Origin of the sequence: Pseudomonas sp. MWU349 (genome assembly GCF_017947325.1) — a bacterium.
Lineage (GTDB): Bacteria > Pseudomonadota > Gammaproteobacteria > Pseudomonadales > Pseudomonadaceae > Aquipseudomonas > Aquipseudomonas protegens.
In genome coordinates this window covers 452,212-466,352 of the sequence record NZ_JAFEVP010000002.1, presented here as the reverse complement: position 1 = coordinate 466,352, position 14,141 = coordinate 452,212, and the positions used below count along the sequence as shown (strand labels likewise).

General features: G+C 65.6%; 14 protein-coding genes. 11 read left to right on the top strand and 3 right to left on the bottom strand.

The features are described 5' to 3' along the window. Positions 1–34: 34 nt before the first annotated feature. Complete coding sequence (locus KCG88_RS09345) at positions 35–1,387, top strand: GntP family permease (RefSeq protein WP_047288630.1); 1,353 nt, start codon at positions 35–37, stop codon at positions 1,385–1,387. 98 nt (positions 1,388–1,485) lie between these two features. On the opposite strand, the gene alaC is transcribed toward KCG88_RS09345, so the two are convergent. Continuing rightward, entirely contained in the window at positions 1,486–2,697 is a 1,212-nt protein-coding gene (gene alaC / locus KCG88_RS09340) for an alanine transaminase (RefSeq protein ID WP_011062832.1), read from the bottom strand. Between the two features lie 280 nt (positions 2,698–2,977). Between alaC and KCG88_RS09335 the strand changes: the two genes are divergently transcribed. From KCG88_RS09335 to KCG88_RS09295, 9 genes are all read left to right on the top strand, one after another. Continuing rightward, complete coding sequence (locus tag KCG88_RS09335) at positions 2,978–3,640, top strand: LysE family translocator (protein WP_047289023.1); 663 nt, start codon at positions 2,978–2,980, stop codon at positions 3,638–3,640. Positions 3,641–3,709: 69 nt separating this feature from the next. Beyond that, complete coding sequence (locus KCG88_RS09330; RefSeq protein WP_047337598.1) at positions 3,710–4,198, top strand: GyrI-like domain-containing protein; 489 nt, start codon at positions 3,710–3,712, stop codon at positions 4,196–4,198. 257 nt (positions 4,199–4,455) lie between these two features. Next, positions 4,456–4,554, top strand: coding sequence for a K(+)-transporting ATPase subunit F (kdpF, locus tag KCG88_RS09325; RefSeq protein WP_019093583.1), 99 nt, complete (start codon positions 4,456–4,458; stop codon positions 4,552–4,554). Continuing rightward, positions 4,538–4,708: a hypothetical protein gene (locus tag KCG88_RS09320; RefSeq protein WP_011062828.1), complete on the top strand. Its 171-nt coding sequence runs from the start codon at positions 4,538–4,540 to the stop codon at positions 4,706–4,708. Before kdpF ends, KCG88_RS09320 begins: the two co-directional genes overlap by 17 nt. 13 nt (positions 4,709–4,721) lie before the next feature. Further along, complete coding sequence (kdpA, locus tag KCG88_RS09315; RefSeq protein WP_210712271.1) at positions 4,722–6,428, top strand: potassium-transporting ATPase subunit KdpA; 1,707 nt, start codon at positions 4,722–4,724, stop codon at positions 6,426–6,428. A gap of 9 nt (positions 6,429–6,437) precedes the next feature. Continuing rightward, the gene (gene kdpC, locus KCG88_RS09310; protein ID WP_210712270.1) at positions 6,438–7,121 is read left to right on the top strand and encodes a potassium-transporting ATPase subunit KdpC; all 684 of its coding nucleotides are present in this window, start codon (positions 6,438–6,440) and stop codon (positions 7,119–7,121) included. 12 nt (positions 7,122–7,133) lie between these two features. Next, entirely contained in the window at positions 7,134–9,206 is a 2,073-nt protein-coding gene (gene kdpB / locus KCG88_RS09305; RefSeq protein WP_047288623.1) for a potassium-transporting ATPase subunit KdpB, read from the top strand. A gap of 78 nt (positions 9,207–9,284) precedes the next feature. Further along, positions 9,285–11,957: a sensor histidine kinase KdpD gene (locus tag KCG88_RS09300; RefSeq protein WP_210712438.1), complete on the top strand. Its 2,673-nt coding sequence runs from the start codon at positions 9,285–9,287 to the stop codon at positions 11,955–11,957. Continuing rightward, on the top strand, positions 11,954–12,646 hold the full coding sequence (locus KCG88_RS09295; protein WP_011062823.1) for a response regulator: 693 nt from the start codon (positions 11,954–11,956) through the stop codon (positions 12,644–12,646). The genes KCG88_RS09300 and KCG88_RS09295 overlap by 4 nt, the downstream gene beginning before the upstream one ends. Here KCG88_RS09295 and KCG88_RS09290 read toward each other — a convergent pair. Continuing rightward, entirely contained in the window at positions 12,625–12,765 is a 141-nt protein-coding gene (locus tag KCG88_RS09290) for an efflux RND transporter permease subunit (RefSeq protein ID WP_144417779.1), read from the bottom strand. The two genes, KCG88_RS09295 and KCG88_RS09290, sit on opposite strands and share 22 nt — an antisense overlap. A gap of 211 nt (positions 12,766–12,976) precedes the next feature. Here KCG88_RS09290 and KCG88_RS09285 point away from each other — a divergent pair, with 211 nt between their 5' ends. Continuing rightward, positions 12,977–13,474, top strand: a complete 498-nt coding sequence (locus tag KCG88_RS09285; RefSeq protein ID WP_047337596.1) for an N-acetyltransferase — start codon at positions 12,977–12,979, stop codon at positions 13,472–13,474. A gap of 34 nt (positions 13,475–13,508) precedes the next feature. On the opposite strand, the gene KCG88_RS09280 is transcribed toward KCG88_RS09285, so the two are convergent. Further along, complete coding sequence (locus KCG88_RS09280) at positions 13,509–13,994, bottom strand: GNAT family N-acetyltransferase (protein ID WP_210712437.1); 486 nt, start codon at positions 13,992–13,994, stop codon at positions 13,509–13,511. Between the last annotated feature and the right edge of the window lie 147 nt (positions 13,995–14,141).

The following is a 14,141-nucleotide window of genomic DNA, read 5'->3' as shown; positions in this document are numbered from 1 at the left end:
GCTTTAATAAAAACAACAAACCGGAGGCAATTCCATGTTTGGCATGTCCCAAGAGACCTATCTGCTGGTTGATGCAGTGGTCACTATCATCGGGCTGATCGTGTTGATCACCCGATTCAAGCTGCACCCCTTCATCGCTCTGATCATCGCCGCGGGTTTCCTCGGCCTGACGTCGGGCATGCCGGTGGACAAGATCATCAAGGCGTTCCAGGACGGCTTTGGTGGCGTGCTCGGTTTTGTCGGCATCATCCTGGCCCTGGGTACCATGCTCGGCAAGATGATGGCCGAGTCCGGTGGCGCCGATCAGATCGCCCAGACCCTGATCCGTTCGTTCGGCAAGGAGCGGGTGCAGTGGGCGATGATGTTCGCCGCCTTCCTGGTGGGCATCCCGCTGTTCTTCGAGATCGGCTTCGTGCTGCTGATTCCGCTGGTGTTCATCGTTGCCCGGCGTACCGGGGTGTCGCTGATCAAGATCGGCATTCCGCTGCTGGCCGGCCTGTCGGCGGTGCACGGCCTGGTGCCGCCGCACCCGGGGCCGCTGCTGGCCATCGGCGTGTTCGGCGCCGACATCGGCAAGACCATCCTGTATGGGCTGATCGTGGCACTGCCCACGGCGATCATCGCCGGGCCGATCTACGGCACCTTCATTGCCAAGTACATTCCCGGCAATCCGTCCCAGGAGCTGGTGGACCAACTGGCCCGCGAGCCCCAGGCCGCCCAGTTGCCCAGCTTCAGCGTGACCCTGGTGACCGTGCTGCTGCCGGTGTTCCTGATGCTGCTCAAGACCTTCGCCGACGTGGCGCTGCCGGACGGACACTTCTTCCGCATCTGGATGGACATGATCGGCCACCCGATCACCGCCTTGCTGCTGGCGCTGCTGCTGTCGCTGTACACCTTCGGCTACAAGCAGGGCATCGGTTCCAAGCAGATCCTCAAACTGTTGGATGCCAGCCTGGCACCGACCGCGGCGATCATCCTGATCATCGGTGCCGGTGGCGGCTTCAAGCAGATGCTGGTGACCAGCGGCGTGGGTGACGTGATCGGCCATATGGCGGTCAATGCGCAGATCTCGCCGATCCTCCTGGCGTGGCTGGTGGCGGCGGTGATCCGTATCGCCACCGGTTCGGCCACCGTGGCCACCATCACCGGTGCCGGCATCGTGGTGCCGGTGGTAGGGATGATTCCCGGGGTCAACCGCGAGCTGCTGGTGCTGGCCACCGGTGCCGGTTCGCTGATCCTGTCCCACGTCAACGACGCCGGGTTCTGGCTGGTCAAGCAATACTTCAACATGACCGTGGCCGAGACGTTCAAGACCTGGACGGCGATGGAAACCATCCTTTCGGTGGTGGGCCTGGTCTTTATCCTGCTGCTGTCGTTGGTGGTTTAAGAGCTTCGCCCGTAGGAGCGGGCTTGCCCGCGAAAACAGCCGTTAAGCCAGCCACAAAAAAACCGCATCGCTGCGGTTTTTTTGTGGCTCAAGCCATCTCAGCTTTTCGGTGCCAGGCCGTCGGCGCGGAACATGCCGCGGATGCCGCGCACGGCCTGGCGGATCCGATCCTGGTTTTCGATCAGGGCAAAGCGCACGTGATCGTCGCCGTATTCACCGAAACCCACCCCCGGCGAGACACAGACCTTGGCCTCGGCCAGCAGTTTCTTGGCGAACTCCAGGGAGCCCAGGTGCGCATAGGCCTCGGGAATCTTGGCCCAGACGTACATCGAAGCCTTGGGGTTCTCCACCATCCAGCCCAGTTCGTGCAGGCCCTTGACCAGTACGTTGCGCCGCTGCCGGTATTGTTCGGCAATGTCACGCACGCATTGCTGGTCGCCTTCCAGGGCGGCAATCGCCGCCACCTGCAACGGGGTGAAGGTGCCATAGTCGTGGTAGCTCTTGATCCGCGCCAGGGCGCTGACCAGTTCCGGGTTGCCCACCATGAAGCCGATGCGCCAGCCGGCCATGTTGTAGCTCTTGGACAGGGTGAAGAACTCCACCGCGATGTCCTTGGCGCCCGGCACCTGCATGATCGACGGGGCCTTCCAGCCGTCGTAGACGATGTCGGCGTAGGCCAGGTCATGGATCACCAGCACGTCGTACTGCTTGGCCAGGGCGATCACCCGTTCGAAGAAGTCCAGCTCCACGCACTGGGCGGTGGGGTTGGACGGGAAGCCGAGGATCATCATCTTCGGCTTGGGGATCGAACCGCGGATGGCCCGCTCCAGCTCGGCGAAGAAATCCACCCCGGGCACCAGCGGCACCGAGCGCACCTGGGCGCCGGCGATCACCGCACCGTAGATGTGGATCGGGTAGCTGGGGTTGGGCACCAGCACCGTGTCGCCCTGGTCCAGGGTGGCCAGCATCAGGTGCGCCAGGCCTTCCTTGGAACCGATGGTGACGATGGCTTCGCTTTCCGGGTCGATGTCGACCTCGTAGCGGTCCTTGTACCAGCGGGAAATCGCCCGGCGCAGCCGCGGAATGCCCTTGGAGGTGGAGTAGCCGTGGGTGTCTTCGCGCTGGGCGACGGTGACCAGTTTCTCGACGATATGCGGCGGGGTAGGGCCGTCGGGGTTACCCATGCTCAAGTCGATGATGTCTTCGCCGCGCCGACGCGCAGCCATCTTCAGCTCGGCAGTGATATTGAAAACATAGGGGGGAAGACGATCGATGCGCGCAAAGCGGCGCGGCGAACCTTGTTCGGCCATTGTTGCCTCGAATAGACGTAAGCGCCCGGAACCGTCCGAGCGACGTTGGCCACTGCGGTGGCCTGCGGGGCAGACGATACGGGCGCCGCCGGCGGCTTGTCCAGAGGCGCGGAAAATTATTTTTGGTGCGCCGGGCGGATTTGCGAGGGGGCAGGATTTGCCGCTATAACGTGCACGCTTCTTGCCTGCAAGGGCTGCGAGCTGCCTCCGCCGGCCTGGCTTTTGCGGGGGCGGCGCACCTCGGCCCCTCTTCGAACAACAGCAGCAAACGGGATGAATGATGGAGTTTACCAGCGGCTTCTTGTTGAGCCTTTCGCTGTGCCTGGACATCGGCGTGGCCAATATCGCGATGATCACCCTGGCCATGCAGCGGGGTTATTTCCAGGGTTTCTGCCTGGGCCTGGGGACTTGTGTCGGTGACCTGATCTATGCGCTGCTGGCCCTGGCCGGGATGACCGTGCTGCTGCAATACCAAAGCGTGCGCTGGGTGCTGTGGATCGGCGGTTCGGCCCTGCTGGTGTACTTCGCGGCGAAGATGATCTACGCCGCCCTCCATCACAGCGCGGTGCTGGCCACCGCCGGGGAGGCGGACCAGGGCTCGGCGCGCCGGGAGTTTTTCCGCGGGATCTTCCTGGCCATGTCGTCCCCCAGTGCGATCCTCTGGTTCGCTGCCGTGGGCGGCACCCTGATTGCCCGATCAGGGGGCGGTGGGATTGCCGATTCGGGATTGTTCCTGGCCGGCTTTTTCTGTGCCGGGCTGGTCTGGACCCTGGGCCTGTGCCTGGCCGCGACCCAGGGCGGCAAGCTGCTGGGGGACAAGCTGTTGCGCTACTCCTACCTGGCATCTGCGGCGATCTTCTGCTATTTCGCGGTGTACGTGATTCTATCCGGCTACCAGGAGTTCATCCTTGGTACGGGCGCGGCAGACCTTCCGGCGCTCTGATCCTGGCCTTGGCTATTGGCTTCTATACTTCGTGCCGAACCCATCTTTTCTGCGGCAGGAGTGGCATTCATGGATGAGCAAGAACAGGGCAGAGGCCCAGAACCGCGCTTCGAAAGGGAGCGTTTTTTGCTGATCGCCGGCCTCGGCGAACGATTCACTCCTGCCACTCGCCAGGACATCGGCCTGCTGTGGCAGCGTTTTGTGCCGCACATCGGCAAGGTGCCGGGGCAGGTCGACCGCAAGACCTATGGCATCTGTTGCAACCCCGACGGCCAGGGCGGCTTCGAGTACATCGCCGGGGTCGAGATCAGCAAGCTCGACGATCTGCCCGAGCGCTATCGCTGGATCGAGGTGCAGCCGCAGCACTATGCGGTGTTCGAGCATGGCGGCGCCTTGCAGGACTTGCCCTGGACCTTCGACTACATCTGGAACACCTGGCTGCCCCAGTCAGGTCGAGAGGCCGCCGATGCCCCGGAGTTCGAGCGCTACAGCGCCGACTTCAACCCCCAGGCCGGCACCGGGGTACTGGAAATCTGGCTGCCCCTGAGAAGTGACTGAGCCCCTCGGGGGCGCTGGCCCGTCCCCGATTCTCCCGCCCCGTACCACCGCAATCTTTACGCCGTCTTAATGCCGCCCCCGGCAATCAGTGCCCGACCTTGATGCGCCCTCACCTAACCTGCGTGGCGCAGAGGAGAGCGGTGGACGAGGCGTTCCCGACTCCCTGCCGGCGCCCGTCGCGGGTGCCCTGACCGGCTGTGCCCGGGTTGCGCTTTGCGCTCCCGGCACCGCCTTTGAGCATTAAGGGGAGAGCTGCCTTGCTGACACTGCCATTCATCTACGGCGCCAGCGGTTTGTGCGCCGTGCTGCTGTTTGCCTACCTGGGTTATGCGCTGATCCGTGCCGAGAAATTCTGATGACCGCACGCAGCAACTGCCACCCACTTTCATTCGCCCGTCCGGGCATCTACCAGAAAGGAAACCAGCCATGTTCGACCTGATCTTCGTGGGCCTGACCCTGGGGTTCTTTGTGTTGACGGCCCTGGTCATCGTCGCCATGGGCAAGATTTGAACGGAGCATCGACATGTTGAGTACTGTGCTGGAATACGCGGTGATCCTCGGCCTGATGACCGGGCTGGCCGCGCTGATGGGCCAATGGCTGGCCCGGGTCTTCAGCGGCCGTGGCCACGCCTTGCCGGAGCGTGCCACCTACCGCCTGCTGGGGATCGACCCGGCTGAAACCATGGGCTGGGCCCGCTATGGATCGGCCCTGCTGCTGTCCAACGCGGCGATGATGCTGCTGGGCTACCTGCTGCTGCGCCTGCAAGGCAGCACACCGCTCAACCCCCTGGGGCTGGCGGCGCAGACCCCGGACCTGGCGTTCAACACCGCCGCGTCCTTTATCACCAACACCAACTGGCAGGCCTATTCCGGGGAAAGCAGCCTGTCGAACTTCAGCCAGATGGCGGTCATCACCTTCCTGATGTTCGTCGGCGCCACCGCCGGCGTGGTGGCGGCAGCCGGTTTCATTCGTGGGCTGAGCCGTTCCAGCTCGGCGGACCTGGGCAACTACTGGGTGGATTTCACCCGTACCCTGTACCGGGTGATGCTGCCTTTGTGCCTGATCATGGCCCTGGTCTATGTCTGGCAGGGCATGCCCCAGACCCTCAACTCCCAGGCCCTGGCCACCACCCTGGAAGGCGCCCAGCAGCAATTGATCGTCGGCGCCGTGGCCAGTTTCGAGTCGATCAAGCACATCGGCACCAACGGTGGCGGCTTCTTCAGCATGAACGCGGCCCACCCGTTCGAGAACCCGACGCCGCTGACCAACGTCCTGCACATCCTCAGCATGTTGCTGATCCCTTCGGCCCTGACCTATGCCTTCGGCAGCATGCTGCTGCGTCGGCGTCAGGGCTGGGTGTTCTTCGGCACTTTCCTGGTGATGTTCGTCGGCTTCCTGGCGATTGTCTTCACCGCGGAGCAGGGCGGTAACCCGCTGCTGACCCAGGCCGGTGCCGACCAGCAGATGTCGGAGACCCAGAGCGGCGGCAACATGGAAGGCAAGGAGCTGCGCTTCGGCATTGCCGACACCGCGCTGTTCGTCACCACCACCACCGGCGCCACCACCGGTTCGGTGAATGCCATGCACGACTCGCTGACCCCCATGGGCGGCTTCGTGCCCCTGGCGCAGATGATGCTCAACTGCGTGTTCGGCGGTGACGGCGTGGGCTTTATCAACCTGATCCAGTACGCCCTGCTGACGGTGTTCCTGGTGGGCATGATGATCGGCCGCAGCCCTGAGTTCCTCGGCAAGAAGATCGAGGCCCGGGAGATCAAGCTGGTGATGCTCTCGGTGCTTGCGCACCCGATCTGCATCCTCGGTTTCACCGCCCTGGCAGCGCTGTGGCCGGACACCCTGAACAGCCTCAACAATCTGGGCCCCCATGGCTTCAGCGAGGTGCTCTACGCCTACGCCTCGGGCACCGCCAACAACGGTTCGGCGTTTGCCGGCCTGAACGCCAATACACCGTTCTTCAACACCACCATTGGCCTGGCGATGCTCATGGGGCGCTTCTTCACCATGCTGCCGATGCTGGCCGTGGCCGGTTCCCTGGCGGCGAAAAAGAACATCCCGGCCGGTGCCGGCACCATTCCCACCGCCACGCCGCTGTTCATGTTGCTGGTGGTGTTCGTGGTGCTGGTGGTCGGTGGCCTGACTTTCCTGCCGGCCCTCGCGCTCGGCCCGCTGGTGGAGCAACTGCAGTTGCTCGCCGGCCAGACCTACAAGTAAGGGGTTGTGATGACTACGCAAATGCAAACCCAGGGCGCCACCGCGCTGCTGTTCAAGGGCCTGTTGCGCCCGGCGCTGGTGTCGGCGGTGTTCTTCATGCTGCTCACCGGGCTGGCCTATCCGCTGGTCACCACGGGGCTGGCCAACCTGCTGTTTCCGTTCCAGGCCCAGGGCAGCCTGGTGCAGCGTGATGGCCGGGTCGTGGGCTCGGCGCTGATCGGCCAGGCGTTCGACCGCCCGGAGTATTTCCAGGGCCGCCCGAGCATGACCCTGGGCAGCGATCCGCTGGACCCGAGCAAGAGTGTGCCCCAGCCCTACAACGCCGGGGCCAGTGGCGCCAGCAACCTGGGCCCCACCAGCCAGAAGCTGGTGGACAGCGTGGCCGCGCGGGTCAGCGCCTATCGCCAGTTCAATGGCCTGGTGGCAGACATACCGGTGCCAGTGGACGCGGTAACCGCCTCGGCTTCCGGCCTGGACCCGCACATCTCCCTGGCCAACGCCCGGTTGCAACTGAACCGGGTGGCCCGCCAGCGGCACATGGCCGCCGTGGACGTGCTGATGCTGCTGCAGGCGCACAGCGAAAGCCGCACCTTCGGCCTGCTGGGCGAGCCCCGGGTCAATGTGCTGCAACTCAACCTGGCGCTGGATGCCCAAGCGCCCCTGCATTCCTCGCCCGTTGCGGCCAGTGAGTAAGAGACGTCGATCATGAGTAGCAACCCTCGTATAGCGTTGTTCGACCGTGGGCTAGTGCTCACCGCGTGCCTGGATGCCGTGAAGAAACTGCTGCCCCAGGCGCAGTGGAAGAACCCGGTGATGTTCGTGGTCTACCTGGGCAGCCTCCTCACCACCCTGCTGTGGTTCCAGTCCCTGGGCGGCGAGGGTGAGGCCCCCAGCGGCTTTATCCTCAGCATCACCCTGTGGCTGTGGTTCACCGTGCTGTTTGCCAACTTTGCCGAGGCCCTGGCCGAGGGCCGCAGCCGGGCCCAGGCGGCGAGCCTCAAGGGCATGAAGCGCCAGACCCTGGCCAAGCTGCTGCAACAGCCCCGGCATGGCGCCGCCTGGTTGCCCATGGCCGCCAGCGAACTGCGCAAGGACATGGTGGTGCTGATCGAGGCCGGCGACCTGGTGCCCCTGGACGGCGAGGTCATCGAAGGCGTGGCCACGGTGGACGAAAGCGCCATCACCGGTGAATCGGCGCCGGTGATCCGCGAGGCCGGGGGCGACTTTTCCTCGGTCACCGGCGGCACCCGGGTGCTGTCGGACTGGCTGGTGGTGCGCATCAGCGTCAACCCCGGCGAGTCGTTCCTGGACCGCATGATCTCCATGGTGGAGTCGGCCAAGCGCCAGAAGACTCCCAACGAGGTGGCCCTGACCATTCTCCTGGTGGGCCTGACCCTGCTGTTCCTGCTGGTGATTGTGACCCTGAGCCCGTACTCGATCTTCGCCGTGGCCATGAGCGGCACCGGCAGTGTGATCAGCGCCACGGTGATGGTGGCGCTGCTGGTGTGCCTGATCCCCACCACCATCGGTGGCCTGCTCTCGGCCATCGGTGTGGCGGGCATGAGCCGGATGATGTCGGCCAATGTCATTGCCACCTCCGGCCGCGCCGTGGAAGCGGCGGGGGACGTGGACGTGCTGCTGCTGGACAAGACCGGCACCATCACCCTGGGCAACCGCCAGGCCAGCGCCTTCCTGCCGGCGCCGGGAATCAAGGACAGCGAACTGGCGCAAGCCGCGCAACTGGCTTCCCTGGCGGACGAGACCCCGGAAGGCCGGAGCATCGTGGTGCTGGCCAAGCAGCTGTTCGACATCCCTGGGCGCGACCTTCACGCCCTGGGCGCCAGCTTCGTGCAGTTCACCGCCCAGACCCGCATGAGCGGGGTCGACCTGCCCGAGGGCCGGAGCATCCGCAAGGGCGCGGCCGATGCCATCCGCCGGCATATCGAGGCCCAGGGCGGCAGCTTCCCGCCGGCCTTGCAGGCCAAGGTCGATGAAGTCTCGCGCCGTGGCAGCACGCCGCTGGTGGTCAGCGACGGCGCCCAGGCCCTGGGCGTGGTGGAGCTCAAGGACGTGGTCAAGGGCGGCATCAAGGAGCGCTTCGCCGAACTGCGGCGCATGGGCATCAAGACCGTGATGATCACCGGCGACAACCGCCTGACCGCGGCGGCCATCGCCGTGGAAGCCGGGGTCGACGATTTCCTCGCCGAAGCGCGGCCCGAGGACAAGCTGCAACTGATCCGCGACTACCAGGCCAAGGGCAAGCTGGTGGCCATGACCGGCGACGGTACCAACGACGCCCCGGCCCTGGCCCAGGCCGACGTGGCGGTGGCCATGAACAGCGGCACCCAGGCGGCCAAGGAAGCCGGCAACATGGTGGACCTGGACAGCAACCCGACCAAGCTGATCGAGGTGGTGGAAGTGGGCAAGCAGATGCTCATGACCCGCGGCGCCCTGACCACCTTCAGCGTGGCCAACGACGTGGCCAAGTATTTTGCTATCGTACCGGCCGCGTTCGTCGCCACGTACCCGCAATTGGGTGCGTTGAACGTGATGCAGCTGACCAGCCCGAATTCGGCGATTCTCAGCGCGGTGATCTTCAATGCGCTGATCATCGTGTTCCTCATCCCCCTGGCGCTCAAGGGGGTGAAGTACCGCTCCATCGGCGCAGCGGCGCTGCTTAACCGCAACCTGCTGATCTATGGCCTGGGCGGGGTGCTGGTGCCCTTTGCCGGGATCAAGCTGATCGACATGCTGCTGGCCGGGCTTGGCCTGGTCTGACAGGGACTTGCAAGGCGGCGCTCTTTCGAGTGCCGCCTTGTCCATTTAAGGATGCACATGGCTGTTCTCGATGCTGATATGCCGCCCCGCGACGGTCGCCCCGATCCCGATGCGCTGCTGGAAAAGCTGCAGCAGGATGAACAGGCCGCCCAGCGCGGCAAGCTGCGGATCTATTTCGGTTCCAACGCCGGGGTCGGCAAGACCTGCGCCATGCTCACCGCGGCGCGCCACGAAGTGGCCCAGGGCCGCGACGTGGTGGCCGGGGTGGTGGAAACCCATGGCCGGCGGGAAACCGCGGAGCTGCTGCAAGGTCTGGAGGTGCTGGAGCGTCACCGCCTGATGCACCGCGACTACGCCTTGCCCGAATTTGACCTGGACGCGGCCCTGGCGCGGCGTCCCTCGGTGCTGCTGGTGGACGAGCTGGCCCACAGCAACGTCCCTGGTTCGCGCCACCCCAAGCGCTGGCAGGACGTGGAAGAACTGCTGCGGGCTGGGATCGACGTCTGGACCACCCTCAACGTCCAGCACCTGGAAAGCCTCAACGACATCGTCAGCGGGATCATCGGCATCCGGGTGCGCGAGACGGTGCCCGACCACCTGTTCGACGAAGCCCACGAAGTGCTGGTGATCGACCTGCCGCCGGACGACCTGCTGCGCCGCCTCAAGGACGGCAAGGTCTACCTCGGGCCCCAGGCCGAACGCGCTTCACGGCATTTCTTTCGCAAGGGCAACCTGCTGGCCCTGCGTGAATTGACCCTGCGCCGCACCGCCGACCGGGTCGATGCACAGATGCGCGACTATCGCCGCGAGCGTTCGATCAATGCCTTGTGGCCGGCCCGCGAGCGCTTGCTGGTGGGGGTGGCCGGCGACCCGGCGGACGAGCGCCTGGTGCGCGAAGCCGCGCGCCTGGCGCAAAAGCTCGAAGCCGACTGGATGGTGGTGCACGTGGCTTCGGCCCAGCGCCGTGGCGCCGGCGCCGCCCGTTATGCGGCGGCCATGAAGACCCTGGCCCTGGCCGCCGAGTTTGGTGCCGAGACCGCCACTTTGCCCGGCATGGATGTCGCCGAAGCCCTGGTGGCCTGCGCTCGCGAGCACAACGCCAATCGCCTGGTGCTGGGCCATTACCCGCGCAAGGTCTGGCAGTTCTGGCACCAGTCGGTGAGCGACCGCATCAGCCGCCAGCACCCGGAAATCGACCAGATCGTGATCGCCAACGGGCCCTTGAGCCGGCGCCCCGCGCCTGTGGACAAGCCCGAGGCCGGCCTGCCGCCCAGCCGCGCGCCGGCCTACCTGTGGGCGAGCCTGGCGTGCTTTGCCGCCACCGCGGTGGCGGCGCTGCTGCTCAAGGTGTTCGACCCGGCCAACGTGGTCATGCTGTTCCTGCTGACCGTGGTCCTGGTGGCGCTGCGCTACGGGCGGGGCCCCGGCGTCTGGGCGGCGATGCTGGCGGTGCTGTGCTTCGATTTCTTCTTCGTCCAGCCGGTGTGGTCGTTCACGGTCAACGACACCCAGTACTTCTTCACCTTCGCCCTGATGCTGGGGATTGCCCTGATCACCGGCCAGCTCACCGCGCGCCTGCGCCATGAAGCGCGTACCGCGGCTGCGGGCGAGCGTCGTGCCACCTCCCTGGCCGGGCTGGCCCGTGAGCTGTCGGCGGCGTTGACCGAGGAGCAGATCTGCGCCGTGGCCCTGCGTACCTTCAGCGGGGTGTTCGAGGCCCGGGTCGGGCTGGCGTTGCCGGATGCCGAGAACCGGGTGCGGGCGCTGAGCGCCAATGGCCTGGCCATTGACGAGAGCATCGCCCAGTGGGCCTATGACCACGACCAACCGGCCGGGCGCGGCACCGATACCCTGGCGGCGGCCAAGGGCTGCTACCTGCCGCTCAAGGCGCCGATGCGGGTGCGGGGCGTGCTGGTGCTTGAAGCCGAGGATGCCGAGCGCCTCAATGAGCCGGAGGAACAGCGCCTGCTGGAAGCCTGCATGAGCCAGCTGGCGATTGCCCTGGAGCGCGTGCATTACGTCGAGGTAGCCCAGAGCACTGTGCTGCAGATGGAGGGCGAGCGCATGCGCAACACCCTGCTGGCGGCGATTTCCCATGACCTGCGCACGCCGCTGACCACCATCATCGGCGCCGCCGACGCCGCCTTGCCCCACGCTGCGCAGGGCCCGCTCAAGCACCTGCTGGCAGGGATTCACGATCAGGCCTCGTCCATGCAGCGGCTGATCGAGAACCTGCTGGACATGGCGCGCATGCAGGAGCGCGGGGTGCGCCTGAATCGCCAGTGGAACTCCCTGGAGGAGATTGTCGGCAGTGCCTTGCGCCAGCTGCGCGAGCCCCTGGCCGGGCATCAATTGCGAGTGGCCATGGCGCCGCAGTTGCCCTTGGTGGAAGTGGACGCGCTGTTGCTGGAGCGGGTGCTGGTGAACCTTTTGGACAACGCCGCCAAGTACACCCCGGCCGGGACCCTGGTGCAGATCAGCGCTCGCCAGGTCAACCAGCAGATCATCCTGCAGGTCAGCGACAGCGGCCCGGGCTGTCCGAGGGGCAGTTCCCCGGCCAGCCTGTTCGAAGCCTTCAGTCGCGGTCAGCAGGAATCCGCCGTGGCCGGCATCGGCCTGGGCCTGGCCCTGGCCAAACGTATCGTCGAGGCCCACGGCGGGCGCATCGAGGCCCAGCCTCATGCCGATGCCGGGCTGAGTTTTGTCATCACTTTGCCGGCGGGTCAGCCGCCTTCCATGGAAACCCTATGAGCAGCGCACGCATCCTGATCGTCGAGGACGAAGCCAATATCCGCCGTTTCGTCGGTATCGCCCTGGAGGACGAAGGTTTCCAGGTGTTCGAGGCCGACAGCGTCAAGCGCGCCCTGATCCATGCCGCCAGCCGCCAGCCGGACCTGGTGATCGTCGACCTGGGCCTGCCGGACGGCGACGGCAAGCAGTTGATCAGCGAGCTGCGCGGCTGGCTGGCGGTGCCGATCCTGGTGCTGTCGGCCCGAGATCGGGAGGACGAGAAAGTCGCCGCCCTGGATGCCGGCGCCGACGACTACCTGGTCAAGCCGTTCGGCGTGCCGGAACTGCTGGCGCGGATTCGCGCGCAGCTGCGGCGCCATGGCCAGAGCGGTACGGCGGCCGCCACCAGCAAGGTGGCCTTTGGCGCCATCGAGGTCGACCTGGCCACCCATGAGGTGCGCCGCGAAGGGCTGCCTGTGCACCTCACGCCGATCGAGTACCGCCTGCTCTGCGCGCTGATCCGTGGCCAGAGCCGGGTGCTGACCCATCGTCAGTTGCTGCTGGAAGTCTGGGGGCTGGACTACGTCGACCGCGCCCATTACCTGCGGGTGCACATGGCCCATCTGCGGCAGAAGCTGGAGGCCGATCCGGCCCAGCCCCAGCATCTGATCACCGAGTTGCAGGTGGGTTACCGCCTGGTGGGGCTGTGATCCCGGCCCGGGGATTTTTCGCCGCGGCGCCGTTCGTGGACAAAGTCGATGTACAGGGTGATGCAGCCGAAGGCGGCAATGCCGAACAGCAGTAGAAAGCCGATCTGGATATTGCTCATGGGAAAGCTCCTGTGGGCAGGACGGGGCGGTTCCGGCCCGCTCGGGCCGGCCACCCTGGCGTCGGGGAGCTGATAGATAAGCCCTTGGCGCAGGCGTTGCCAGGGCTTATATGAAAGCTTTACGGCGCCCCCTTCGATCCCTATGCAATGCATACGCAGGCTGCACTGTTGGTAGAATCGGCGGCCCTTCTCCGACCCCAGGTTGCTGCCCATGACCGCTTCGACTCCGCTGATCCGCACCGTCCTGCCCACCGACCTGGACCGCTGCTTTGCCATCGAGACCCTGGCCTATGAAGGCGACGAGGCCGCGACCCGGGACAAGATCGCCACCCGCATCGCCACCTGGCCCGAGGGCTTCATCGTTGCCGAAGTGGAGGGCGTGGTGGCCGGCTTCATCAACTCCGGCGCCACCTTCGACGTGCAGATGGCCGACGAGGCCTTCAAGGAACTGATCGGCCATGACCCGGCGGGCCCTGAAGTGGTGATCATGTCGGTGGTGGTGCACCCGGACTTCCAGGGCCTGGGCCTGTCCCGGCAACTGCTGCACGCCTTCATCGCGCGCATGCGCGAACTGGGCAAGGCGCGCATCCACCTGATGTGCAAGGAACGCCATGTACCGCTGTACCAGCGCTTTGGTTTTGTCTACATCAAGGCGTCGGAGTCGGACCACGGCGGCATGGCCTGGCATGAGATGGTGCAGTCGCTGTAGAGCGGATATCGGGTTTACGGCAGCGGGCTCGGGGTCAGAACGCCAGCGCCATCCGCCGTTCATAGCCGATCCGGCCCTTGCAGGCATCGCCGTTTTCCACCCAGCCCAGCTTGCGGTACAGCTTGAGGGCCGGCTGGTTGTCGCTGTCCACCGCCAGGGTCAGGCCCTTGAGCTGGGGCCAGGCCTGGCGGGCGGCCTCAGGCACCGCTTGCAGGCAGGCCTGGCCGAAGCCCCGGCCCTGGTGCCGCCGGTCCACTTGCAGGGCGTGCAGGCTGGCGCTGTCGGCATCGGCCCAGGCCGGCAGGCAGGGCGGGCGCTTGAGCAGCAGGAAGGCCACCGGCCACTCCTTGCTGAGCAGGGCAAAGCCCCTGATCGCTCCCCGCGGCGCGTTGCCAAGGGTGTATAGCGCGCCATGAATGTCCCCGCTAAACGCCTTCTGTCCGGGCAGCACCTCAAGCTCCAGCAAGCGGGCATGCTGGTGGCTGTCGAGCTGTTCGTAAGGCACCAGGCGAGTGGTCACGGGCATGCAGATCCGATGGGGGGAGGGGGCGGATTCTAGCGATTTTGCCTCGTGGATAAATTTTTTATGCGCAGTGTCGATTGCGCGAATGGCCAGACGACTAAGGGTGAACTGAACATTCAACGGCGTGGGTGCAGTGGGTGTTCA

Excerpts from the sequence above, each read along its gene's own strand:
- KCG88_RS09300 (WP_210712438.1), top strand. The coding sequence starts at position 9,285 with ATGCCGCCCCGCGACGGTCGCCCCGATCCCGATGCGCTGCTGGAAAAG.
- alaC (WP_011062832.1), bottom strand. The coding sequence starts at position 2,697 with ATGGCCGAACAAGGTTCGCCGCGCCGCTTTGCGCGCATCGATCGTCTT.
- kdpC (WP_210712270.1), top strand. The coding sequence starts at position 6,438 with ATGACTACGCAAATGCAAACCCAGGGCGCCACCGCGCTGCTGTTCAAG.
- KCG88_RS09335 (WP_047289023.1), top strand. The coding sequence starts at position 2,978 with ATGGAGTTTACCAGCGGCTTCTTGTTGAGCCTTTCGCTGTGCCTGGAC.
- KCG88_RS09285 (WP_047337596.1), top strand. The coding sequence starts at position 12,977 with ATGACCGCTTCGACTCCGCTGATCCGCACCGTCCTGCCCACCGACCTG.
- KCG88_RS09330 (WP_047337598.1), top strand. The coding sequence starts at position 3,710 with ATGGATGAGCAAGAACAGGGCAGAGGCCCAGAACCGCGCTTCGAAAGG.
- KCG88_RS09290 (WP_144417779.1), bottom strand. The coding sequence starts at position 12,765 with ATGAGCAATATCCAGATCGGCTTTCTACTGCTGTTCGGCATTGCCGCC.
- KCG88_RS09295 (WP_011062823.1), top strand. The coding sequence starts at position 11,954 with ATGAGCAGCGCACGCATCCTGATCGTCGAGGACGAAGCCAATATCCGC.
- kdpB (WP_047288623.1), top strand. The coding sequence starts at position 7,134 with ATGAGTAGCAACCCTCGTATAGCGTTGTTCGACCGTGGGCTAGTGCTC.
- kdpA (WP_210712271.1), top strand. The coding sequence starts at position 4,722 with ATGTTGAGTACTGTGCTGGAATACGCGGTGATCCTCGGCCTGATGACC.
- KCG88_RS09345 (WP_047288630.1), top strand. The coding sequence starts at position 35 with ATGTTTGGCATGTCCCAAGAGACCTATCTGCTGGTTGATGCAGTGGTC.